At 49.9% G+C, this 22,870-nt stretch carries 23 protein-coding genes; 10 read left to right on the forward strand and 13 right to left on the reverse strand.

Going from position 1 to position 22,870, the window contains the following annotated elements; all coding sequences use genetic code 11:
• Positions 1 to 13: 13 nt before the first annotated feature.
• A complete protein-coding gene (locus B3A20_RS08025; RefSeq protein ID WP_290763376.1) occupies positions 14 to 823 on the reverse strand; it encodes an FKBP-type peptidyl-prolyl cis-trans isomerase in 810 nt (269 codons plus the stop codon).
• 172 nt (positions 824 to 995) lie between these two features.
• Between B3A20_RS08025 and B3A20_RS08030 the strand changes: the two genes are divergently transcribed.
• From B3A20_RS08030 to B3A20_RS08040, 3 genes are all read left to right on the forward strand, one after another.
• A complete protein-coding gene (locus tag B3A20_RS08030) occupies positions 996 to 1,244 on the forward strand; it encodes a hypothetical protein (protein WP_290763377.1) in 249 nt (82 codons plus the stop codon).
• 118 nt (positions 1,245 to 1,362) lie between these two features.
• Positions 1,363 to 2,202 (forward strand): bifunctional methylenetetrahydrofolate dehydrogenase/methenyltetrahydrofolate cyclohydrolase FolD, encoded by an 840-nt coding sequence (gene folD / locus B3A20_RS08035; protein ID WP_290763378.1) that lies wholly within the window; start codon positions 1,363 to 1,365, stop codon positions 2,200 to 2,202.
• 81 nt (positions 2,203 to 2,283) lie between these two features.
• Complete coding sequence (locus B3A20_RS08040; RefSeq protein WP_290763380.1) at positions 2,284 to 3,243, forward strand: alginate O-acetyltransferase AlgX-related protein; 960 nt, start codon at positions 2,284 to 2,286, stop codon at positions 3,241 to 3,243.
• Positions 3,244 to 3,258: 15 nt separating this feature from the next.
• On the opposite strand, the gene B3A20_RS08045 is transcribed toward B3A20_RS08040, so the two are convergent.
• The 6 genes from B3A20_RS08045 to B3A20_RS15610 all read right to left on the reverse strand — a co-directional run bounded on the left by B3A20_RS08045 (position 3,259) and on the right by B3A20_RS15610 (position 7,675).
• A complete protein-coding gene (locus B3A20_RS08045) occupies positions 3,259 to 4,599 on the reverse strand; it encodes a B12-binding domain-containing radical SAM protein (protein WP_349680071.1) in 1,341 nt (446 codons plus the stop codon).
• Between the two features lie 30 nt (positions 4,600 to 4,629).
• Positions 4,630 to 5,610, reverse strand: a complete 981-nt coding sequence (locus B3A20_RS08050) for an SIR2 family protein (protein WP_290763382.1) — start codon at positions 5,608 to 5,610, stop codon at positions 4,630 to 4,632.
• 119 nt (positions 5,611 to 5,729) lie between these two features.
• Positions 5,730 to 6,407, reverse strand: coding sequence for a histidine phosphatase family protein (locus B3A20_RS08055; protein WP_290763383.1), 678 nt, complete (start codon positions 6,405 to 6,407; stop codon positions 5,730 to 5,732).
• 168 nt (positions 6,408 to 6,575) lie between these two features.
• Entirely contained in the window at positions 6,576 to 7,121 is a 546-nt protein-coding gene (locus tag B3A20_RS08060) for a phosphatase PAP2 family protein (protein ID WP_290763384.1), read from the reverse strand.
• A gap of 33 nt (positions 7,122 to 7,154) precedes the next feature.
• Positions 7,155 to 7,454 (reverse strand): hypothetical protein, encoded by a 300-nt coding sequence (locus B3A20_RS08065; protein ID WP_290763385.1) that lies wholly within the window; start codon positions 7,452 to 7,454, stop codon positions 7,155 to 7,157.
• Positions 7,439 to 7,675 carry a DUF4258 domain-containing protein gene (locus tag B3A20_RS15610; RefSeq protein WP_366916697.1) on the reverse strand — a complete coding sequence of 79 codons (237 nt, stop codon included), beginning with the start codon at positions 7,673 to 7,675 and terminating at the stop codon, positions 7,439 to 7,441. Before B3A20_RS15610 ends, B3A20_RS08065 begins: the two co-directional genes overlap by 16 nt.
• A 102-nt stretch (positions 7,676 to 7,777) precedes the next feature.
• Between B3A20_RS15610 and B3A20_RS08070 the strand changes: the two genes are divergently transcribed.
• Positions 7,778 to 8,047: a hypothetical protein gene (locus tag B3A20_RS08070; RefSeq protein WP_290763386.1), complete on the forward strand. Its 270-nt coding sequence runs from the start codon at positions 7,778 to 7,780 to the stop codon at positions 8,045 to 8,047.
• A gap of 212 nt (positions 8,048 to 8,259) precedes the next feature.
• Positions 8,260 to 9,441, forward strand: coding sequence for an acetate/propionate family kinase (locus B3A20_RS08075; RefSeq protein WP_290763387.1), 1,182 nt, complete (start codon positions 8,260 to 8,262; stop codon positions 9,439 to 9,441).
• A gap of 298 nt (positions 9,442 to 9,739) precedes the next feature.
• Here the strand turns inward: B3A20_RS08075 and B3A20_RS08080 are convergent, their stop codons facing one another.
• Positions 9,740 to 12,811, reverse strand: coding sequence for an Ig-like domain-containing protein (locus B3A20_RS08080; protein WP_290763388.1), 3,072 nt, complete (start codon positions 12,809 to 12,811; stop codon positions 9,740 to 9,742).
• An 87-nt stretch (positions 12,812 to 12,898) separates the two neighbouring features.
• Positions 12,899 to 14,755 (reverse strand): ATP-binding cassette domain-containing protein, encoded by a 1,857-nt coding sequence (locus tag B3A20_RS08085; RefSeq protein ID WP_290763389.1) that lies wholly within the window; start codon positions 14,753 to 14,755, stop codon positions 12,899 to 12,901.
• A gap of 188 nt (positions 14,756 to 14,943) precedes the next feature.
• Between B3A20_RS08085 and B3A20_RS08090 the strand changes: the two genes are divergently transcribed.
• Positions 14,944 to 16,035 (forward strand): hypothetical protein, encoded by a 1,092-nt coding sequence (locus B3A20_RS08090; protein ID WP_290763390.1) that lies wholly within the window; start codon positions 14,944 to 14,946, stop codon positions 16,033 to 16,035.
• 109 nt (positions 16,036 to 16,144) lie between these two features.
• Here the strand turns inward: B3A20_RS08090 and B3A20_RS08095 are convergent, their stop codons facing one another.
• Positions 16,145 to 16,537: an NADH-quinone oxidoreductase subunit A gene (locus B3A20_RS08095; protein ID WP_290763391.1), complete on the reverse strand. Its 393-nt coding sequence runs from the start codon at positions 16,535 to 16,537 to the stop codon at positions 16,145 to 16,147.
• 69 nt (positions 16,538 to 16,606) lie between these two features.
• Here B3A20_RS08095 and B3A20_RS08100 point away from each other — a divergent pair, with 69 nt between their 5' ends.
• The 3 genes from B3A20_RS08100 to B3A20_RS08110 all read left to right on the forward strand — a co-directional run bounded on the left by B3A20_RS08100 (position 16,607) and on the right by B3A20_RS08110 (position 19,796).
• Positions 16,607 to 17,503, forward strand: a complete 897-nt coding sequence (locus B3A20_RS08100) for an FISUMP domain-containing protein (protein ID WP_290763392.1) — start codon at positions 16,607 to 16,609, stop codon at positions 17,501 to 17,503.
• Between the two features lie 96 nt (positions 17,504 to 17,599).
• A complete protein-coding gene (locus tag B3A20_RS08105) occupies positions 17,600 to 19,003 on the forward strand; it encodes a TrkH family potassium uptake protein (protein WP_290763393.1) in 1,404 nt (467 codons plus the stop codon).
• Positions 19,004 to 19,136: 133 nt separating this feature from the next.
• Entirely contained in the window at positions 19,137 to 19,796 is a 660-nt protein-coding gene (locus tag B3A20_RS08110; protein WP_088661365.1) for a potassium channel family protein, read from the forward strand.
• On the opposite strand, the gene B3A20_RS08115 is transcribed toward B3A20_RS08110, so the two are convergent.
• The 3 genes from B3A20_RS08115 to B3A20_RS08125 all read right to left on the reverse strand — a co-directional run bounded on the left by B3A20_RS08115 (position 19,793) and on the right by B3A20_RS08125 (position 21,654).
• Positions 19,793 to 20,212 carry a Fur family transcriptional regulator gene (locus tag B3A20_RS08115; protein WP_290763394.1) on the reverse strand — a complete coding sequence of 140 codons (420 nt, stop codon included), beginning with the start codon at positions 20,210 to 20,212 and terminating at the stop codon, positions 19,793 to 19,795. The two genes, B3A20_RS08110 and B3A20_RS08115, sit on opposite strands and share 4 nt — an antisense overlap.
• Positions 20,213 to 20,289: 77 nt before the next feature.
• Positions 20,290 to 20,847, reverse strand: a complete 558-nt coding sequence (locus tag B3A20_RS08120; protein WP_072830998.1) for an NADH peroxidase — start codon at positions 20,845 to 20,847, stop codon at positions 20,290 to 20,292.
• Positions 20,848 to 21,075: 228 nt separating this feature from the next.
• Entirely contained in the window at positions 21,076 to 21,654 is a 579-nt protein-coding gene (locus tag B3A20_RS08125) for a hypothetical protein (RefSeq protein WP_290763395.1), read from the reverse strand.
• Positions 21,655 to 21,758: 104 nt separating this feature from the next.
• Here B3A20_RS08125 and aroC point away from each other — a divergent pair, with 104 nt between their 5' ends.
• Complete coding sequence (aroC, locus tag B3A20_RS08130) at positions 21,759 to 22,844, forward strand: chorismate synthase (RefSeq protein ID WP_290763396.1); 1,086 nt, start codon at positions 21,759 to 21,761, stop codon at positions 22,842 to 22,844.
• Positions 22,845 to 22,870 lie beyond the last annotated feature (26 nt).

Genomic DNA, 22,870 nt, shown 5'->3' on the forward strand with positions numbered 1-22,870 from the left:
AGTAGCAAAACAACTAAGGGGCTACAACATCCAACAGCTCCACTTCGAACACCAAAAGCGCGTTCGGCGGAATCGAAGGAGGAGCGCCCGTCTCACCGTAAGCCAAGGCACTCGGAATCCACGCCCTGACCTTTTCGCCAACCTTCATTTCAAGGAGCAGATCCTGCCAGCCTTCGATGACAGAGGTCACAGCAAACTCCATCGGAGCGCCGCGTTTGACACTATTGTCAAATTCAACACCGTTTAGGAGCGAACCGACGTAGTGGACTTTAACCTTGTCGGTCGCCTTGGGCTTAATTCCAGTTCCTTCCTTGAGGATGAGATACTGCACGCCCTTTTTCGTGACCCAGATTCTCGGATCCTGGATGTTCTTTGCAAGGAATGCCGCCTGGTCGCTCAACGACTTGCGTGCAGCCGACGCCTCGTCAATATCCTTTTGTATCTGCATCTGGTTGAGCAAGTCCTGAAGCGCGGCTTCTGACTGGGAATCCGTCATAAGGATTTCGCGAGAGGAATCTAAGACATCGCGCATGGCATCCATAAGGACATCAAGCTTTACGGGCACATTGATATTCGAGACAGCCCTGCCAAAGTCAACGCCAAGCGCATAGCTGTAGCGGTCTACGGCATTGTCCAAAAAGACCTTCTGTTCATGGGATTCGCCAGGTTCTGGCACCGGGTTCAAATCAGGAGCCGATGGGGCAGTTTTCTCTTCAGCAACCGGGGCGATACACGGGCTAACAGCGGGTGCAGGTTTACTGCCACCGCATGCGACAAGAGCTCCCCCAATAAAAATGATCGGCAAACAACGAAAATTTTTCATAAAATCAGATCCGATACTGAATTACGCTCCTTAAAAATACCTTTTTTAGCTAAAAAATGGAAAAAAATGTGTTCTATATCTCTAATTTACTATAAATGTAAAGAAAATCACACACTACCCCTTTAAAAATACTTACTTTTTTGCTATCTTCGCATTGAAAGGAAAATTTACAATGAATAAAAGCTTTAAGTGTTATATAGATTCGGCAACAGCACAAAAAGCGCTATTCGAAGAATCCATTAATAACGTTAAAGACGCCCTTGAAAAAGCTGTAGCGGAATCCACAATACAAGATGACCAGGAAATTCAGCTTATCAGGAAGTCTGAACCTGTCTACTCGACCGGCTGGCTAAAGGGTTCCCTCTCCTATCCGTGGGCAATCGTAAGCGTCATCATACCGTCGATCATCGAAAATCTGTAATTTAAAGTTCATACTTTAACTCCGAAACGCCCGCCCCAAGCGGGCTTTGTTTTTTTAAAGAAAAAACACCTTTGGCGGTTAGCCTATTTTTTTTATTTTTGCAAAAAACGGAGATTTTATGGCAGCACTCATTTTAGACGGCAAGGCTCTTGCCAAGACTACTGAAGAAGAACTCAGCGCCCGCGTGGCAAAGCTCAAGGAAAAGACCGGCAAGACCCCGATTCTTGCGACGATTCTCGTGGGCGACGATCCGGCAAGCGCCACTTACGTCAAGATGAAGGGCAATGCCTGCGCCCGCGTGGGCATGGAAAGCATCCGCGTGGTGATGGACAAGAATACCACGACCGAAGAGCTCCTGGGCAAGATTCAGGAACTCAACGAAAACCCGAACGTGCACGGCATTCTCTTGCAGCACCCGGTTCCGCGCCACATCGATGAACGTGCCGCATTCGAAGCCATCGACGCCCGCAAGGACGTGGACGGCGTGACCTGCCTCGGCTTTGGCCGCATGTCCATGGGCGAGAAGGCTTACGGTTGCGCAACGCCGGCCGGCATTATGCGCCTCCTCAAGGCTTACAACATTCCGCTTTCTGGCAAGCACGCTGTAGTCGTTGGCCGTAGCGCCATCCTCGGAAAGCCGATGGCCATGATGCTCCTCAACGCGAACTGCACCGTCACCATTTGCCACAGCAAGACCGAAAACCTTCCGGAATTCGTGAAGCAGGCAGACATTCTCGTGGGTGCAGTCGGCAAGCCGGAATTCATCAAGAAGTCCTGGATCAAGCCGGGTGCAGTCGTCGTGGACGCAGGTTACCATCCGGGCGGCGTCGGCGATATCGAAAAAGGCCTCGAAGAAGTCGCTTCCGCATACACTCCGGTTCCGGGCGGTGTAGGCCCGATGACCATCAACACCCTCATCTACCAGAGCGTGGAATCCGGAGAATCATTGATTAAATAGGTTTTAGGTATTAGGTTTTAGGAGTTAGGTTAAATTAGCCCGATACCTATGACCTTGCATTCTGTTAATGGTCGGTGATTAATGGTCAAGGTCGTTATTCAAACCTTCGCAAAAGGTGCCCTCGTGGCACTTTTCGCTTTATGCACTTTGTGGCCTGCACAAGCCATCGCCGCATCCGAACTCCACAAGCAGATGGTGCACGACATGAAAAAGTGCGGCAGCACCACCGAAGAAGTTGCATGCGCCATCGAAGGCAAGGACGGCTGGCTCTTTTTGCAAGAAAGCCTGCTGAACGCCACCAAGCGCTGGAACGACAACACGCCACAAATTATCGCGTTTAGGGACTCGCTCGAAGCACGCGGCATCAAGCTCATCGTCGTTCCAGTTCCAGACAAGCTCTTAGTCGTTCCCGAGCAGTATTCCGACAAAGCCAAAAAAGGAATCAAGCTCCCGCAATACAAGAAGTGGGTCGACAAACTCCGCAAAAAAAATGTCACCGTCATTGACGCGCTCGACAAGTTCAAGGAACTTCACAAAACAGGCAGCGATACGCTGATGTTCGAACCGTACGAAAGCCACTGCACAGGCCAAGCAAGGCTCGTGCTTGCAAGCATGGCCGCCGACTCCATCGCGCCGCTCCTCTACGGCATGAACCGCAAGCGTTACCCACTGCACGACACCATTGTCGATGGTACCGGAAACCTCTACGACCTGCTCCACGGCGAAGAAATCGAGTACAAAATCCAGGAACCAAAAGTTGTAGGCACCGACGGCTACAAATACCGTGGATCCAAAAAAGCGCCCATCATCGTCATCGGCGATAGCAACGTGGGGCAGGGAAAATCTTACGGAGCACAAATCGGCGCGTACATTGCGTCACTGACAAGCGTCGAAACGTTTTCCATCAGCAAAGTCGGTGGCGGCAACATCGGACCGCAAATGTTCAAAGGCAAGGGGAGCTTTTTAGAAGGCAAAAAAGCTGTCGTCTGGGTATTCGACGGCCGCGAGCTTTACGGGCATTTCAAAGCGCCGGAATTTTAAAAACCGCTGAGTTTTTTAAATGGATTTTGCTATTCTCTCAGCAATTGATCCAATCTTTTCATATGACAGCGCACGGCAGAGTTTATCTGTAAATTTTCCATATTTACGATAAAGAAAATTAAACGTAAAATAAGAAGCTCTTACACTTTTCGATTCTGGACACCGACGTATTATATTTTTCAGGCTATATATTTGCTTGTATATCCAAAGATAACCTTGATACAGTTCCTGTTTAGTCATTCCTTTCGGTTGATAAACCACATGAGCGGTATTGTAAAGCGAGAGGTCTTCAGTCAAAATTCTTCCTTCAGCTTTCATCCTGTCATAGAGAGCCGTCCCAGGATAAGGAGTCAGAATGTGCGACGTAACCGTTTCAATTTTATTTTTCACAATCCAGTCAAGCGTTGTTCTAAACGTTTCAGGAGAATCTCCGTCTAGCCCGAATACAAAACTTGCATTAATCATTATTCCTTTTTCATGAATCGCCCTAATCGCCTTTTCGTATTCCTGCGTATGGTTCTGCACTTTATGAACACCACGTACAGATTCTGGATTGATGCTTTCAAAACCGATAAATAAACTTTGGCACCCCGATTCTTTCATCAAGTCAAGCATTTCTTCGTCAAAGGCGGTATTGATGGATACCGCTGCTCTCCATTTTAAATGCAAAGGCATGATTTCTTTAAGAAACTGTTTCGTCCATTTCGGGTTTCCCGCAAAATTATCATCGATAAACATGATATGCCTTGAACGAACCGCTTTGATATCAGCCAGAACATCTTTGATATTGCGATTTACATATTGATGCGCTTTTGCGCTGTTATAACAAAAATCACAACGGAAGGGGCAACCACGGCTCGTATGTACAACATGGCAATACAAATATTCACCTTTTTTTAGAAAATCGTATGCTGGCGAAACGATTTGATTCCCTTCGAGCGCCTTTTGGCAACGATAGACTGGCTTTAAATTATTTTCCTGAAAATCCTTGATAATCTGCGGCCACGTTCCCTCAGCAGCTCCGATACAAAGTACATCAAAAACATTTTCCGGAATGGTATCATAAGCTGTAGTTATATGAATCCCTCCGGCAACAACGATACAGCCTTTTTCACGGAAACGCCGAGAAATCTCGATTGCCCGCGGCAAAGTGTCAACCGTGACCGAAATCCCAACAATATCAGGCGTATCGTCATAATGAATTTGTTGAATATTCTCATTTTCTAATTGCACTTGGTGTTCTTTTCGAACAAGATTTACAATCGTAAGCAAACCTAGAGGAGGCGCCATGTGCAACTTGATATCCGTATCCATCGGACGACGGTACATCTTAGGTTGAATCAATTTAATAAACAAACTCTTTTTCATTTACTTTATTATGGCAATTTAAAGTTTTTCCAAGAACTCTTTTGCGTCGCAGGACTCGACGAGGCTTTCGCCGAGCAGTTTCTGCAAGCGTTGCAGGTCATGGCTGCCATCGTGTTCAAAGACGACCACCTTCTTGAAGCGGTCGCGATGGCGCAACAGAAATTCCAGATTGTTGATGTCCGTCTTCGGGAATCCGTAACCGATAAAGTAAATCTCTTCGGCATTTTTCAGGTAGTAATCGGCCTTAGACCAAAGCAAGTTGAAAAGACTCCCGCGCAAGAAAGATTCCTTGGCATGCGCCATCGGAATGAAAATGGGCGTGTCTTCGCAGTAGATGGGGAAACTGCGGTCTTGCGGTTCGACTTCGCAGACATTTTTCAAATCGAGTTCATCGCTTGCACCCTTGACAGGGAACCAGTTGAGCGAGCCATGCAATTTGATAAGGTCTATGGTGCGGTTGGATTTACCGCGTTTTGCCGAGCGGTCAGCAGGGTCAATCTTTACACCATAATCAACAGAAACTTGTTCGCAAAGTTCCTTATCCTTGGCAATTGCAGTTTCAATAAGCGTGTCGTAATTGAACGAGAGCAAAAGCGTTTCGCGGGCACCCGATGCCGAATCGTTTTCGCAAGACTCCAAAAACTTTTTGAGAATCGCCGCAGCGGATTCGTCTAACACGTTGTCGCTACGGATGACACTTGCAATAAAACGCAACAGTTCAAAGCGAAGCGACGCATGGTAAAGGCGTTCACGCTCGCCCGGGAAAATCTGCGCCGAGAGAATAGAAGTCGCCAAAGGCTCAATGCCCAAGTAATCGCTATCGCCGTTGCAAAGCGTCAAAAAGCGCTTGCAGTAATCGCGAAAATGCGGGAACTCGTCCGGGATTCCAAAAGGGATAAGTTCGTTCAAGTCGCGGAGCGTAGGCATCTGCGGCGAAAAAGACTTGCTGAAACCAGAACCAAGTACAAAAATACGGCGATAACAATTCGACTGCATCATACCGTTAATGTATAAAATTAGACGAAAGAACGCTTCGCTCTCAGACGAGAGACTAGAGATTATTTAATAAGATATTTCTTTCGTCTCTCGTCTATAGGACCGCAGGTCCGTTCTCTCATCTAAAAATGCAACCAGCCGGTTTCAAGTGCGGTCACGGGAGTTACTTTCACGTTGCCCTTTTCAGGGCGTTCAAAAGCAAGCCCCGTCAGAAAATTCATCCAGCATTTCGGTTCAAATTTAAAACCGCAAAAATGCGAAAGGCACGGCACAATCCAGGCATCGTGCGTCACGAAGATGTTGAAACGCGAATCGCCTTTTGCAAACATCATCTCGCGCATCTGTTCCGCTCGCTCGTGAAGCGGCCAGAACGCGCCATGTTCACCCGATTCCAGCCACTTGCAGATACCTTCGTAAAAGCCTTCTCGCAACGTCTGCTCATACGCAGGCACATCACGAACAAAGAAATCACCAAGTTCATTGAGCGGCGTGACATTAACCGAGGCGCCCGCACAAGCCCCAAAGCCCGCGAGCTTGCGACCTTCACCAATGCACTTCGCGGTTTCCATACAACGCCCGACCGGGCTCGAAAAGTACACCGCATCGCCAATCGCAGGAATCATTTTCCCAAGCGCTACCGCCTGGCGGCGCCCACAATCCGTAAGCCCCACATGCGCACCAAAGTCCTTATCGTCCGGCGTGATGTGATTGCGTTCGGCATGGCGCAACAGCAGATAAATTTTAGAATTCCAGTCAACCTGGGCAAAAAAGTCAGAAAGTTGTATAAAGTCGTTAGTCATTGGTCGGAAGTGGTTAGTGATTAGTGGTTAGTAAACAGGATTGTAAAAATAAACCTTATCTGCAACAAAAACTGCATAAGGAGATTCCGGCATCCTTCGACCTTGCTCAGGACGGGCTCTAGCCGGAATGACGTAGCGAAATGAGAAAGTAAAAAGGAAATGCCGTTATTATGCTCCTATCGCAGCAGCGAGCGGAACCCACAAAGCGTGTCCGAGCGCAAAACTCAAGATGCCAAGCAAGAATCCGCAGACGATATCCGAAAACCAGTGCACGCCAAAATAAACACGCAAAAGCCCCCACGTGAGCGGCAACAGCATCATGATCCATCCGTACTGCGGCACGCAAAAGAACACCGTGCTCGCCACCGCCAGATTGTTCATCGTATGGCCCGACGGAAAACTGTACTTGTCGAGCGGCGGGACCTCCGCCTTGATTTGCGGATTTGCGGCAAACGGACGCGGACGCTTAGTGCTGAGCTTAACGCCTTCATAAATCAAAAGGCTCATCGCCAGCGAAACAAGCGCCTGCCAAAGAATCGGCAAAAAACTTTCCCAACCAATTTTCCAAATCAAAAACGCAATGAACAAAGCCCAAATATAGCCGTCACCCAGACGCACGTAAAACTTGAGGAACTTCGTCGTCTTCGCTGAGAAATGCCGGTTCGTCCAGTAAACCGAAACGCGATTGTCAAAATCAGAAATCTTCTTGAACATGGATGAGAATTTAGTTTTTTTCGATGATGTAAGTTACTTGGCTGCTTTAGCAAGCGCCGCTATGGCATATTCGCTATACTTCACGCCGCCTTTAGCCGCATTGCGCTTAAGGCCCTCAATAATCCACTTGGGAATCCGAAACGAAGCCATCTGGGTCGCTTCGCGAGCCTTTTTAGCCTTTATCGCCTTGACCGTTTCTTCCCAGGAACCATCGGAGACGATAGTAGAACCATCCTCCAAACCTTTACGCATTTCCTCACCAAAATCGTGATTTTCAAGATATTCCATTTCTTCTTTTGAAATATCAATATCATCCACTACTTTGAATTCCATAATACCTCCTCATCTTCATGAGAACGTCTAACTGTAATAACCGTATAAAGATCCGAGTCAGTGACAACCGACCATAACTTCGAATCAGCTTTCCCGATAATGACAAATCTTCCATTTCTCGATTTTCGGATATATTTTTTCCCTTTCAACAAGGATGAAAGCATTTCAACCGTTATTCCCCGTTCGCTCATTCGCTCGAAAGCGTGTTTCGTTATATTCATAATTTACAATTTGTAATACAATTCGTCAATACATTTAAAAGCCATTTTATTGGCTTTTCTCGAACCGAGTATCATCGGACCTTCTCAAAGAAAGACGGGTCGTTGGTTGATTCCACGATTTTCAATCCAAATGAAAAGAAAGCGATTGTATCACTTCTTCGCAAATATGCGGAAAAATACTATGCCAACGCCGATGCCATCCACATGGATTTCAAGCTGGAGCCTTCTTTTTTGAAGGACGGTATCGGTTTTGACGGGTACTCTTTCGAAATCGGCTGGCATTCCCACGGTAGCGTGATGATCGTGGTGCCTTACAAGGAAATTCTGCCCTATATGGAAACTTGGGCCCGCAGAATATATGGTTTCAATTGACGCATTCGTAATCCGCCTTAGATCCCCCCGCACCAAAATACTATTATTTAGAAAAAAGAACGGGGCAAAATGTCCTATAGACCAAAGACGATCAATTGATTAGATTCTTCGACTTCGTCCTACGGACTCCGCTCAGAATGACACCTCTATCATGTTCTGCCAGCTGAGCCGAAGGCTCCCTAATCACTAACCACTAACCACTGATTACTAAAATGCGCGTACTCGTTCTCAACTGCGGCAGCTCCTCTGTAAAATTTGCTGTCATCGATACAAAGACCCAGGAATCCATCGCTAGCGGCCTCGTCGAAAACATCGGCGTGAACGGCCACACCAAGGCCAAGGGTCCTGAAGGCAAGATTGACTTCAACTTCGACTGCCCCACGCACGCCGAAGCTGTAGACCAGGTCAAGAAATTCCTCGACGCCCAGAAGCTCACCGACACGATTGAAGCCATCGGCCACCGCGTCGTGCATGGCGGCAAGTACATCAAGAGCGAAAAAGTCTCGCAAGAAGTCATCGACTACATCCGCAGCATCACGCTCTTTGCCCCGCTCCACGAACCGGCACACGCTACCGGCATGGAATGCGCAACCAAGTTCTTCCCGGGCCTCCCACAGGTCGCCGTGTTCGATACGGCTTTCCACCAGACCATGCCGCAAAAGGCTTACCTCTACGGTATCCCGTACAAGTTCTATGAAAACGACGGCATCCGCCGTTACGGTGCCCACGGCACAAGCCACCGCTTCGTTACCGCCGAAGCTTGCAAGGTTCTCGGCACCAAGCCCGAAGAAACCTGCCTTATCACAGCTCACCTCGGCAACGGCTCCAGCTGCTCCGCCATCTTGAACGGCCAGTGCGTCGATACCACGATGGGCTTCACCCCGCTCGAAGGCCTTATCATGGGCACCCGTTCCGGCAGCCTCGACCCGGCAATCCTCTTCTACATCGCAAAGAAGTACGGCGATGAATACGGCACCATCGACAAGCTCGACCACCTCGTGAACAAGGAATCCGGCTTGCTCGGCCTCTCCGGCCTCAGCAACGACATGCGCACTCTCACGCAGGCTGCAAGCGAAGGCAACAAGCGCGCCCAAATCGCCCTCGACGTCTTCTGCTACCGCCTCACCCGCGAAATCGGCGGCATCGCCATGGCTCTCCCGCGCATTGACGCCATCGTCTTCACGGGCGGCATCGGCGAAAACAGCTTCTACGTCCGCAAGCAGGCTTTGGACAACTTAAAAATTCTCGGTTACCAAGTTGACGAAGAACGCAACCTCAAGAGCGGCAAGGAATCCAACCACCTCATCACGAAGGATGGCACGCCGAAGGCAATCGTCGTTGCAACAAACGAAGAATTGCTCATCGCTCTCGACACCGAAGCACTTGTCAAGTAACGCAAAGCAGAATAGTGAGCAACAAGTCCCATGCGTTAAGCTGGGACGGTTGCGACCTTTGGACACTTGCGCTTTAGCGCTTAGTGTACATGGCCACCTTTAGGTGGGAGTGAGCGCCAGCCCTGCACATGTTTTGCAGATTCTAGCGCGAACGGTCAGAAAAAGGCTCCGCATCGCGGAGCCTTTGCTTTTTGAATTTAGCTGGATCCTTCGACTTCGAACCTACGGTTCTTCGCTCAGGATGACACATTCAACGGCAGGAGAGTAAAACTGTCTACTTCCTACCGTCTACTGCCTACTACTTAATTGTCCAGGTCTGATTATTGACGCGGAGGATCTTGCGACCCTGAACCTTTGCAGAAGCATTGAGCACTTCAGAGGGGTTCACTGGGAGCTTTGCATTCCAGACCACGCGGCCCTTCATGTCCATAATCTTAGCCGTTCCGCGCTTTGCCATCACAGCATTCTGCCATGTGTTCTTCACCTTTGCAAGCTGCGGCTTAAGGCCTACACCATCTTTGATGATAATGTAAAGCGGAATCGTCACGCTAGACTTGCTCGGGTCAGTCACCTTCACGCCAAGAGCGTACGGTTGGCCATCCTTGAACTTGACACCCTGCACAGCACTTACAGAAAGTTCGGAACCCTTAATCGAAATCGTCATGTACTTGGTCAAGGCCGAAGTCTCATTCGGCGAGAACGTGAGCGAATCACGGTCAACATCAAATACAAGTGTATCCAAGTTCCACTTGACTTTCCAGTCCGACAGCCCGACATAAACCGTGTCGGCATGGCGCAGCACAGGCTTATCGTTTACCGGGGTGATGTTCACCAAGAATTCGAAACTCTTGGAGCCGGACTTCTTGTCCGTTGCGGTCACGACGACGTATGCCTTGCCGCAGGAATCCGGAACCGAATTGATTTCAAGAATACCATTATCCTTGATTTCAACCTTGAGCTTTCCGTCCTTACTCTTAGCGCTGTAAGACAGCGAATCGCCTTCCGGATCCTTGAACCAGGAAGCAACCACAGACTTCGTGTACTTCAAGGCTCTAGCCGTCGAGAAGTCTTCAGTAACAGTCGTATCGAGCGTTTCCGGCTTTACGACTACAGTCGGGAGCAAGTTGCGCTTTCCAACAATAATCGTTACAATAGCGGGCTTCGACTTTGTGCCATTGATGACGCTATAGTAGCCAAAGTAATCAACATCCTCAAAGTTGGCTTCCGGTTTGTATGTAAAGCTGCCGTCCTTATTGAGGGTAAGCGTACCATGAGCAGGCTTCTGGGCAATTTCAGCTTCCATTCCCTTCGTTACACCTTCCGGGTACAAATCATTTGCAAGGACACCCTTCTTGGCATCCACCGTAAGGACACTGTCGTTAAACGTCGTGTACTCGTCCTTTACCGCCTGGGCGACATCCCTCGGCGAAATAAGTTTTACGTAGAGATTGACACCCACGGAATCAGAACCATCCGATGCAAAGAAGAAGATGTTTGCAAGACCTGTAGCACCTGCAACCGGTTTTACAGAAATAAAGTAGTTGTCGGCAGTCACGCTATCGACAGTTGCGATAATCTTTGTACCAACAGCCTTGTATGTAAATGTCTGCGTTCCTTCGGTAACTTCACGATCCTTAAATACGAGAGACTTTGTCGAAATCTTGATTTGCTTGACCGTGTCTTCGTCAAAATCCATATCAAGAGCAAGCGTATCCTTGAGGAATGCGCTATCGGCAATGGCCAACGTCGGCTTTGCGTTAATCGGAAGCACATGGATGACCACAGTAGCCTTGTTACTAATCATTTGGTGGTTCGCCGTTTCCACAAGCACATAGGTCAACGTATCATCGCCACGGAAATCCTTTTCCGGGGTATAGACAAACGAGCCGAGTTCATTGAAGTTCGTCAACAGGCCATGCTTTGTAGAATCAATAGGCACGACAAGGAAATCATCTCCGTCAAGGTCTACGCCAAGTGTTGCAAGTCCACGGACAATCGGAACAATGAGGTCCGTGCCTTCTTCCATCTTGAATTCCGCATCGGCTGCAATCGGCGGGGTATTGGAGTCCTTGATTGGCACAACGAAATTGACGACAACATTCTGGATGTCTGTTTTTCCGTCCGTCGCATAGACTGCGATAATAACAGATGTATCGGCCTTGACACCCGAAGGAACAATCTTGAGCGTGTCCTTTAGAGTAGCCTTGTCAAGCGAAGTCAATACCTTCATCAGCTTTGCGGACATATCGACAACAAAGGTGAGTTTTTCGTTGTCTTCATCTGCAAAGAGGAGGCCAAGAGGAATCTTTAGCGTATCCGTTTCAAGAATCGTATCCAATGAGACAAGCTCTACATTGTACGGAGCAAGCACAACCGTCGGGTGATTTTCTGCCGGCGGATCGTCCGGGCATTCAGGATCTCCGGGGCAAGTCGGTTCGACCGGACCAGGGCCTTCCGCATTATCGGTAATCTTTATAGTAATCTGAGCCTTGACGGACTCCGTTCCGCTCAAAGCCAAAAGGGTCAGAATCAAAGACGTATCCTTGTCAAGATTCTTGGATACATAGACAAGCGTATCGCTCAAAGTCGGAGACCCTGCAGGCTTAACCATCGTCAAGATATTGGATGCAGTCAAGGATGTCGCAAGCGTCACCTCGGCACCTTCTTCTGCAGCAAATATTGTAGACAGAGGAATTTTCAAGGAGTCGGTGTCCTTCATGGTCATGGCCTGAGCCTTGCCATAAGGTTCAAGTACCTTGAGGGTCGTCTTTTCGACAGGAGCTTCGCAATCGCCAAGAGAAATTGCGGCAATTGTAACAACGTTCTTCGCAATATTTTCGGCAAAGCCTTCCTTGTAGCTCATCTGGATTGCGACTTGTTGGGTAAGATCCAAGGCCGTCTGCTGGCCCCAGCCTTCTTCCTGTGCGAAATTATGGAAATCCAGGAACTTCGCCGAGAATTCACTCTGAGCAGGCAGAACCATGCCAAAATAGTTGAAGTCGGTAATCGTGGCTTGCTTCAAATCAAGACGGAAAGGACGATCGGCCTTATAGGTTAAGCAAAGCCCAGAATAGGAGGAAAGGTCTACAGCGACATCTTCCTTGTTTGATTGCTTCCAGACAAGTCCTATGCCTGAAACACTGTATTCACTTGAATTGAGGGCCAGATTCGCAGTAAACTGCTTATATCCTTCATCGGTGTCCGTTAGCACGGCAGTTGCGCCATCGGCCTTAGGCTGAGCATAGTCATACCAATAGGCCGGCTGCATTTGATTGCCCGTTTTCTTGTCAAAACTCCAAACAGTCGTGCCGGCGAAACCCATCGTCACGCCAGCCAACGCCATCACCAAAGACAAAGATAGCGATTTCATTTTTTCAACTCCTCTAGTTAACACCAAGACCCATCAGATTAAATCTATATTATGCAATGAGTTTTGTCACTAGGGGTGCAAAAAAAATCATCCCAAATTGTCAAGGGCTTCGAAGCGCTCGTAGGCCTGTTCGAGCAAAGCCTCGTCATCGGCAATCTTTTTCTGGAGCTCCACGATGAGGGTCGCGTTCGTGTAGACCTCGGGCTTGGAAAGTTCCAGCTGGTAGTCGGCAATTTCCTTTTCAAGCTTTTCGATTTTTTCGGGGAGGGCGGCGTATTCGCGCTCCTCGTTGTAGCTGCGTTTTTTCTTTTTCGCGGGCGCGGGGGACGCGGAGGCGGCGCCGGCGCCAGCATTTGAGCGGGCTTGCTTTTCGGCTTCGCGTTCGGCGGCCAGGCGGGCGGCCTGGGCGGCTTCCTTGTCGCGAATCTTCTTGTTTGCCTCGTAATCGGAGTAACCGCCGACCGCTTCAAAGACGTGGCCCCCCTCTTCGATGGCGAGGATGCCGGTCGCCACGGAGTCAAGGAAGGCACGGTCATGACTGACAGTCAGGACGGTGCCGTTATAGTCGGCCAAAAGTTCCGCCAAGAGGTCGAGGGTTTCCATGTCCAAGTCGTTCGTCGGTTCGTCAAGCACCAGGACATTGCTCGGGTGGCTAAAGAGGCACGCGAGCAAAAGGCGGTTGCGTTCGCCACCGCTAAGCGCACTGATCGGGCCACGGGCACGGTCTGCCGAGAACAAGAAGTCTTGCAAATAACTTAACACATGGCGTTTGACGCCGTTCAAAGTAATGTAAGCCTGACCGTCGCCAATATTTTCAATAAGCGACTTGTCTTCGCGCAAGCGGGTGCGCATCTGGTCGAAATACGCAATATGGAGGTTACTGCCCAAACGCACTTCACCCGATTCCGGCTGGAGTTCGCCCAAAATCAGGCGCAAAAGCGTCGTCTTGCCGGAGCCATTCGGCCCCACAATGCCAATGCGGTCGCCACGGCTGATTTCAGTCGAGAAATCGCTAATGAGCGGGCTCCCATCGTATGAATAGCTCACGTTCTTGAGGCGCGCAACGAGGCGCCCGGAACGGTCGGCTTCCGTAATCTGCATGTTCACATTGCCCGTACGGGAGCGGCGGGCTGCGCGTTCTTCGCGCATTTTAATCAAGGCGCGGACTCGCCCCTCGTTGCGCGTACGGCGTGCCTGGATGCCCTTGCGGATCCATACTTCTTCTTCAGCCAATTTCTTATCGAAAAGCGCATTCGCCTTTTCTTCTTCGGCAAGCGCCTGGTCCCTGAACTGCACAAACTTGTCGTACGGAAAATCCCAGCTACGCACACGGCCACGGTCCAGTTCAAAAATGCGGGTCGCCGTGCGGCGGACAAATGCACGGTCATGGCTCACGAACATCACCGCACAAGAAAGGCGCGTCACAATCCCTTCCAGCCACTGGATGGCGGGAATGTCCAAATGGTTCGTCGGTTCATCGAGCAAAAGCAAGTCCGGATCTTCGGCCACGGCACGTGCGAAAAGCACACGGCGCTTCTGGCCACCGCTCAGGCTATCGTAAGACGCATCCGCATCGATGCCCGTTTTGCCAAGAACCGCCTCGGCAGTCGCATTGTGCGCCCCATCGTCCAAAATCTTTTTCGAAATCACGGAACCGCCGCTCACCACGGACACACGGCCCATCACAATGTCGCGAACAGTTCCATCGAGATGCGCCGGGATTTCCTGAATCATGCGGGAGACTTTAAGCCCCGTCTTCTTTACGATTTCTCCAGAATTCGCTTCCATCTCGCCTGTGAGCACCTTTAAAAGCGTGCTCTTACCCTCGCCATTACGGCCCACAAGGCAAATGCGGTCACCAGCCTCGATATCAAACGAGACATTGTCTAAAAGTGGCGGGCCACCAAAACGGAGCAAAATATTCTGAGCAGACAAAATGGGCATAATCAAACCCTTCTATAATTACTTTTTCCCTTTGAAAAATAGAAATTTATGGTCTAAAAACATTATTTACCAAGACAAGGCAAAATAAAAGACAGAACGTGGAGCCAATCCGCATAACATACTTTTTTTGTTTTACAGGAAAATATCTCGCTCTTGGAGTTTGTAAAAAAAATCTAAATTTGAGCGAAATGCGTTTCTTGACCCAAAAGCTAATGGCTTTAGCAGCCATCGCAACATCCGCCTTTGCTGAAGAGCAAACCGACTCCTTGGACAGTTTCCAACGGTTCTCCGCCGTTCCCGTCCTTGGCTACACCGAAGAAACGAAGTATCAATTTGGCGCCATGGCGATTATCTTCTTCAAGCCCACGTTTGAAGGAGGCAACGCCTCCGAACTCGACCTTTCTTTCTACGGGACATCGCGCAAGCAGTTCACCGGTTCCATCTCACCCAAGTTCTATATCCTGAACGACCGGATTTCCGGCACCGTAGACCTCCACTACGAAGACTGGGTCGGCAACTACTTTGGTCGTAAGAACTCCCCAGACATCGACGATTTCCGCAGGTTCGACCGCCAGACCTTTTATCTGAAGACGCTCGCCCAAACGAACTTTGGAACAAAGCAATGGCTCAGAAACTTTCGCTACGGGCTGTTTCTCGAGTTCAACCGCACCAACATCGAGTTCAACAACTACCACTATCACGGCTCCATCAAAGAACCCGAGAACACCGACGGATGGCGAAACGGCATTGGCTACCACCTCGCAATCGACGCCCGCGACAACACCAACTGGGCCCGACATGGGTACTTAGTCCAATGGGGACATTACTTCTACAACAAGGGAATCGGCAACTACAGCTACACCCACCAGGAACTGGATATCCGCGGATATTCCGAATTTATCTGGAATACATCCATGGCGGTAGGTTTCCTCTGGCAACGCGTAGACGGGGATGCTCCTTTTGACAAACTAGCAGGCTCCGATGGTCTCAAACGTTACCGCGGTGTCGAAAAGAACTTTTTCTATGGAAACCAGGCGCTTTTTTTGCAAGTAGAATTCCGCAAGAAGCTGTTCTGGCGCCTCGCTGGAGACATATTCTTCGAAGGCGGCAAGACAGGCGACTACTTCAGCGACCTTATGCGTAACAAGTGGCACAGGAGCCTAGGCTTCGGGGGCCGGTTCGCCCTCAACAAAAATGAAAACCTCTACGCCCGCTGCGAACTTTCATGGATTGACTTCAAGCACGTCGGCATGACGATGTACGTCCGCGACGCTTTCTAGAGATTAGTTATTAGTCATTGGTCATTAGTTTTTAGGGGATAAAAAAAGCGGACGCAAACCCATGGTCTGCATCCGCCATTTTGAGATAGAATAATCAACGGTTTAAGGATTAATCCTTAACGCTATTCCAGTCCAGCACACCCTTCTTCAAGAGGTAGATGTAGCCGGCTTCGAGAATCAAAAGGAAGCCAAGGAGGATGAACAAGAGTTCCCAGCCGCCAGCGAGGAACTGGATGGTCCAAGGATAGATAAAGGCGACTTCAAGGTCGAACACCAGGAATAGCATTGCCACCATGTAATACTTCACCGGATAGCGTTCGTTTGCCGTGCCGGAGACATGTGCAAGACCGCATTCGTAGGCTGAACCCTTGATAATCGTATGCTTAATCTTGCCCGGATGAAGCACCCAGTTGGCAACAAGAAGAATCGTGGGGATGCAAAGCGCCATAATCACGAGAATCGTCATGGCGAAGGTGGTGTCGAAAATTTCAACATTACTCATAGTGATTCCAAAGATAGTAAAAAACTTTTTGCTACATCAATACATTTTTGTAAACTATATTTGGTAATCATGAAGAAAAAAATTCTGTCTCTAGGTTTTATAGGTGTATCCACCCTATTTTGGGCCTGTGCGGACGACACAAGTCCAGTAGCGCCGCCCCCGACATCGTATATCGAGTCCTCGTCCTCCGTTTTTGTAGGAAATTCCTCCAGTTCCGCACAGCAACAAACGCCTACGTCTTCTTCCTCTGCCACAGCTAAAGACCCGACAATCAAGCACGTAGTCGTCACCGAACCGGCTCCAGGCGTCAACTACCCCGATATATACAACAAGCCCGTATTCTGCTTTACCGAAGGCTGTGAAAAGACGGTCACGCCGCCTTCGTCTTCGTCCAAGGCCCAACCCACCTCTTCTTCGAACGGTGGCGGTATCACCATTGACGCTCCCGAGAACAAGGAGCCCGTTGTGAACGGCATGACGATGACCGACACTCGCGACAACAATACTTACAAACTCATTCAAGTCGGCGGCAAGCTCTGGATGGCGCAAGACCTCAACTATGCAGGCGCCACAAGCGAATGCTTTAACGAACAAGAAGCCAACTGTGCCTCTAACGGCAGACTTTACACGTTCAATTCCGCCCAGAGGGCATGTCCCACCGGTTGGAGAATCCCGACCAGGGAAGAAGCACAAGCTGCACTCGACGACGAGTCCATTCCTTGGAGCTATAGCGGACGCTGCAAGGACGGCGACTGCAACTTCCTTGGCGATATGGGTTTCCACTGGACATCAGGCACTCCACAGGAAACAGACAAGAAGTTCAGCGAAAATGGCGGCAGCAACGGCGCCCTCATCATCGTGGAGAAATCTCCTGAATACATGAAGGACAAGGAAGGCGAAGACGCAAGGTTCTTCCAGGTTGACCAGAAGAACAAGCGTTTCAGCATCCGCTGCGTCCAAGAATAAAAACGAATTTCCTCCTTACAATAAAGACTCCGCGCGAGCGGAGTCTTTTCCGTTTTCCACAAGAACCGCCTCCTCAACTTTACTAAATTCCCTCTTATGCTACGTTCAAAGTACCAGATGCTCACGGATTCACTTTCCGAGAACATTTTCAAGACAAAGACTCAGGCAAACCCCATTATGCTGGTGGTGCTCGCCTATCTCCTGCTCATTGCCATCGGCACTGCGCTATTAAGCATGCCGCAAGCGACAACGCGCTCCGTGAGCCTCATCGAAGCATTTTTCACCTCCATGTCTGCCGTCTGCGTCACCGGGCTTTCCGTCGTCGACATCTCTTCTACATACACAGATATAGGGCACTGGATTCTTGTCGCCCTGATGCAACTTGGCGGGCTTGGCATCATGACCGCATCCACGACGCTCATCCTGCTTGCCGGCATGCACCCGGGCTTTAGCCACCAAACCGTATTCCTTTCAGAATTCACGCAGGAAGGTAGCATTGACGCAGGCCGCATCCTCCGCGCCGTGATCCCCTTTACGTTTGTTCTGGAACTGATTGGCGGCATCGTCTACTTCACGCAGTTCAACACGATGGAACTCTACGACCGCATCTTGTGCTCCACATTCCAGGCGGTGAGTTCTTTCTGCGGCGTAGGCTTTACACTGTTTCCCGATTCGCTCATTAGCTTCCAGTACAACCCGGCCATAAACATCACCACCTGCATCCTCGTGCTTGCGGGCGGCTTTGGATTTTTGGCCATTGCAGAACTGCGCTACCTAATAGATTTCAAGCACAAGGAAGTCCGCCGTCTCTCGTTACACACGCGCATCGCCACCTACGGAACGTTCATCGTCATTGGCGTAAGCACGCTCGTCTTTGCCTTTACCGAATGGAACAACCTCTTTAGCGGGCACACCTTCGGCGAAAATGCGCAGTCCGTCCTTTTCATGACATTCTCAAGCCGCACGGCAGGGCTCAATTCCGTAAACATCCCCGACCTCACGCAAGCATCGCTATTTTTCTTTATCATTATCATGTTCATCGGCGCAAACCCCGGTAGCTGTGGTGGCGGCATCAAGATTACGACGGCAGCAGTCATCGGGCTCCTCGGCATAAACAGGCTCCTCGGCAGGGAAAAGACCCAGGTCATGGGTCGCACCATCCCAAACAGCACCATCGACAAGGCCATTCGAATTTTCGTCGTCGCCATGGTCGTGATTGCAACAGCAACACTCATCCTCCTCTGCACCGAAATCCCCTCCGGCACCGCCTATACAGCAAACGGCACCCCGTTCCTCAAGATTCTGTTTGAAGTCGTGAGTGCGTATGCCACTTGCGGACTTTCCATGGGACTCACCGAAGAACTTTCCACTATCGGAAAAATCGTCATCTGCGGCGTGATGTTCATCGGCCGCATGGGCCCGCTCTTCCTCATTTCCGCGGTCGCAGGCAAGCTCCAAGACACCGCCTATTACGCCGAAGAAGATATAATGGTGGGGTAGCGCGCCCGATCGGGCGCAGTTGGCAGAACTTAGTCGGTAGAACTTAGATAAAACACATCAAAATCCATTTTTTTCACTCTATTTTCCAAATACTAAGTTCTAAGCTCTAAGCTCTAAGTTCTATATTTACCGCATGGCTTCTAGACAATTCGTTATTATCGGTCTTGGAAATTCGGCAAACTACCTTGCCCGTCACTTGACGTCGCTGGGTCATGACATCATGGTCATCGACTCGCATCCCGAAAAAGTCCAGGACTTCGCCAGCATGGTCTCGCAAGCCGTTGTCGCCGACAGTACCCGCAAAAAGCAGCTCGCCTCCATCCCGTCTTTAACCAAGGCGGATAGCGTCATTGTCTGCATCGGTGATAATTTGGAAGCATCCCTCCTCACCATCCTGAACCTGAAAGAACTCGGCGTAAAGCACATCATCGCAAAGTCGAGCAGTGCAGAACACACGAGCATTTTGGAAAAGCTCGGCGTTACGGACATTTTCCACCCGGAACGCGACGCCGCCATAAGCCTCGCCGAACGCTTGAACCGCCCGAACATGGTGGACTTCCTCCCGTTCATGGAAGGCTACTCTATCGTAGAAATCGTCTGTCCCAAGAACTTTGTCGGTAAAACGCTTAAGACTTTGTCGCTCACGCACAAGTACGGCGTGCAGGTGATCGCCATCCGCGACCCGCAGGAGCCGACGCCCAAGATTGGTAACATCGCAGACGTCATCCTGCAAGAAGACGACGTGCTGTTCATCATCGGGCCAAACGAAGCCCTCGACAAACTGAAAGATTAATTTTTTCCGCCCTCACCGACCGTGCACTTGTCGCATAGCCCAAACATATAGAGCGAAGTACCCTGCAAGGTAAAGCCTGCAGGAATCATTTGTGTGCAATCTGGCGGCGCCACAAAGATATCATAGACTTTGCCGCACTTTTTGCACTTGAAATGGCTATGCGGAGAGCAGTCCGCATCGTAGCGCAAGAAACCGTCGCCAAAATCAAGCGAAATCGCGAGATTGTTTTCTAGCAAAAGCTCCAATGTATTGTAGACCGTCGTGCGCGAAAGCGACGGGTATTTTGGCAAAAGCGCCATATAAATTTCATCGACCGTCGGATGCGTCTTGACGCCACGCAGGTATTGATAGACACAGACCCTCTGTAGCGACGGCCTAATGCCATGATCCTTGAGTATGCTTGCCGTTTCTTGCATATCACACCCCTTTTCAAACATTCCAAAAAAACGGCCCGAACGCCTTAAGACGTCCGGAACCGCACCACACTCCATTCTTACTTGAAGTAGCGTCCGAGCAAGCCCTGGAAAGCAGAGCCGTGACGAGCCTCGTCCTTGCACATTTCATGAACGGTATCATGGATGGCATCGTAGCCGAGTTCCTTGGCGCGCTTCGCAAGAGCGAGCTTGCCTTCGGTTGCGCCCGCTTCGGCAGCCACACGGAGTTCCAAGTTCTTCTTGGTATCGGCATAGACAACTTCACCCAAGAGTTCTGCGAACTTGGCGGCGTGTTCCGCTTCTTCAAAAGCGATGCGCTTGTAAGCTTCTGCCACTTCCGGGAATCCTTCACGATCTGCCTGACGGCTCATTGCAAGGTACATACCCACTTCGGTACATTCACCTGCAAAGTTCTCACGGAGGCCCTGTACCACTTCGGCATCCAAGCCCTGAGCGACACCGACCTTGTGTTCGTCTGCCCACACGATCTTGCCAGCAGCAGGCTGTTCGACCTTTTCAAAGAACTTGCTCTTCGGAGCATGGCACTGCGGGCATTCTTCCGGAGCTTCCGGACCCATGTGAACATAACCGCAAACTTTGCAAACCCAGACCTTCATATCTTCTCCTTTTCCGCAATGCGGAATTAAATGAAAAGTTACAAAAAATCGTTTTAATTTTATTCTTATTTTTGTAACGATTACAAATATATAATTATTTCAATAAAAGTCAATAGTTTAAAGAGAAAAAAATTTAATTCTTGCATTTTGCCGAAATTTCATTAAATCGACAGCATAAAAAAACGACCCGTAAGGGTCGATTTAGCATTTTTAGCTTTTTAGGAAATCTTAAAACGCCGCTGCTTCTGGAGCCTTTTCGCGGGTGCGCTTGGCTTCACTTTCCGTTGCAAGCTGACGGTGCGTTACAGAGCCCACTGCATAATAGCGGTTACCCTTCTGGATCACTGCGGTATAAGCATCGAGGGCTTTCACCGAGAACCATTCCTGGTAAAGATTATGCACATTTTCCTTGAGGCTCGAAAGTTCGCTGATAGCCGGAGCGCCAGAGGGTTTGCCATACTTGAGCGTAAACTGGTCAGACATGTAAGCCACGGCTTCAAAAGTCTTGCTCAAGCGGGCCCGTTCGACACGGCCTGTACGAATTTCAAAGGCATAGAACTTATCGTTCTTGTTGAAAATGAAATCGACCTGAACCGGCAGTTCACCGAACATATAAACAGGAATCACCACGCGTTCGCCAATGCCCGTCTGACCGTAAGGTTCGTAACCTTTTTTCATCATTTCTTCAATGACAGTCTCGCGAGTGGAGCCAAAAGGAATGCCCGCAAAATTATTCTGAGACTGCGCTTGCACATGAAGCGAAAGCACAAGAATCAAAAAAGTGATGACAATTCCAAACTTGGACACGATAGACTCCTCTAGATATTGTAAAAGATAGTAAACTTTTTCTAAGTAAGCAAAAATTTTTCATAAAAAAAAGTTTTTTTAGTCCAGAATTTATATTTGGTCACATGTCAAGCACGTTTGGAAAGATATTTTCTGTCACAACATGGGGCGAATCCCATGGTCCTGCTGTCGGAGCCGTCCTCGACGGATGCCCCGCCGGTCTTACAATCACCGAAGAAATGATTCAGGCAGAACTGAATCGCAGGCGCCCGGGCCAGGGGAAACTCACGACTCCCCGTAACGAAAAAGATACGGTGAAAATTCTTTCCGGCGTTTTCGAAGGCAAGACGACTGGCACGCCCATCTCGTTCGTCGTATTTAACGAAGACCAGCACAGCAAGGACTACGCCGACATCGCCAAGTGGTACAGACCGGGGCACGCAGACCTCTGCTACGACCTCAAGTACGGGTTCCGCGATTACCGTGGCGGTGGCAGAAGTTCCGCCCGCGAGACCATCGGTCGCGTCGCCGCAGGCGCCGTCGCAAAAGCGTTTTTGAAAACCGTTGCAGGCACGGAATTCCTCTCGTGGGTTTCTTCCATTGGCACTGTCGATGGAGCCATGCCCGACTTGAATACGCTCTCGCTTGAACAGATTGAGGCCTCCCCCGTCCGCTGCCCGGATGCAGACGCCAGCTCCAAGATGGAACAAGCCATCCTGGAGGCGAAGTCCAAGGGCGATAGCGTCGGCGGAACAGTTGCGCTCCTCGTGAAAAACGTTCCCGCCGCCCTCGGCGAACCGGTGTTCGACAGGCTCGACGCACTCCTTGCACAGGCGATGCTTTCCATACCGGCATGCAAGGGTTTTGAAATCGGCAGTGGCTTTGCCGCAGCCCGCATGCACGGCAGCGAACACAACGACGAAATTTATGTTGAAGGCAACACCTACCACACGCGTACGAACAACGCGGGTGGTAGCCTTGGCGGCATCTCCAATGGTGAGCCGATTTATTGCCGTATGGCGTTCAAGCCGACCGCCACGATTTCGCAGTTGCAAAAGACCGCGGGCCGCGGTTACGAGAATGGTGAACTTGCCGCCAAGGGAAGGCACGATCCTTGCGTTGCTGTCCGCGCTCCCGTGATTGTCGAAAGCATGGCCGCGCTTGTGCTTGCAGACCTCTACCTGCAACAGAAGCGCAATTGCCTTGACTAAGAGCTTATGAAAAGGTGATGCCGGAT

This window comes from Fibrobacter sp. UBA4297 (genome assembly GCF_002394865.1).
Lineage (GTDB): Bacteria > Fibrobacterota > Fibrobacteria > Fibrobacterales > Fibrobacteraceae > Fibrobacter.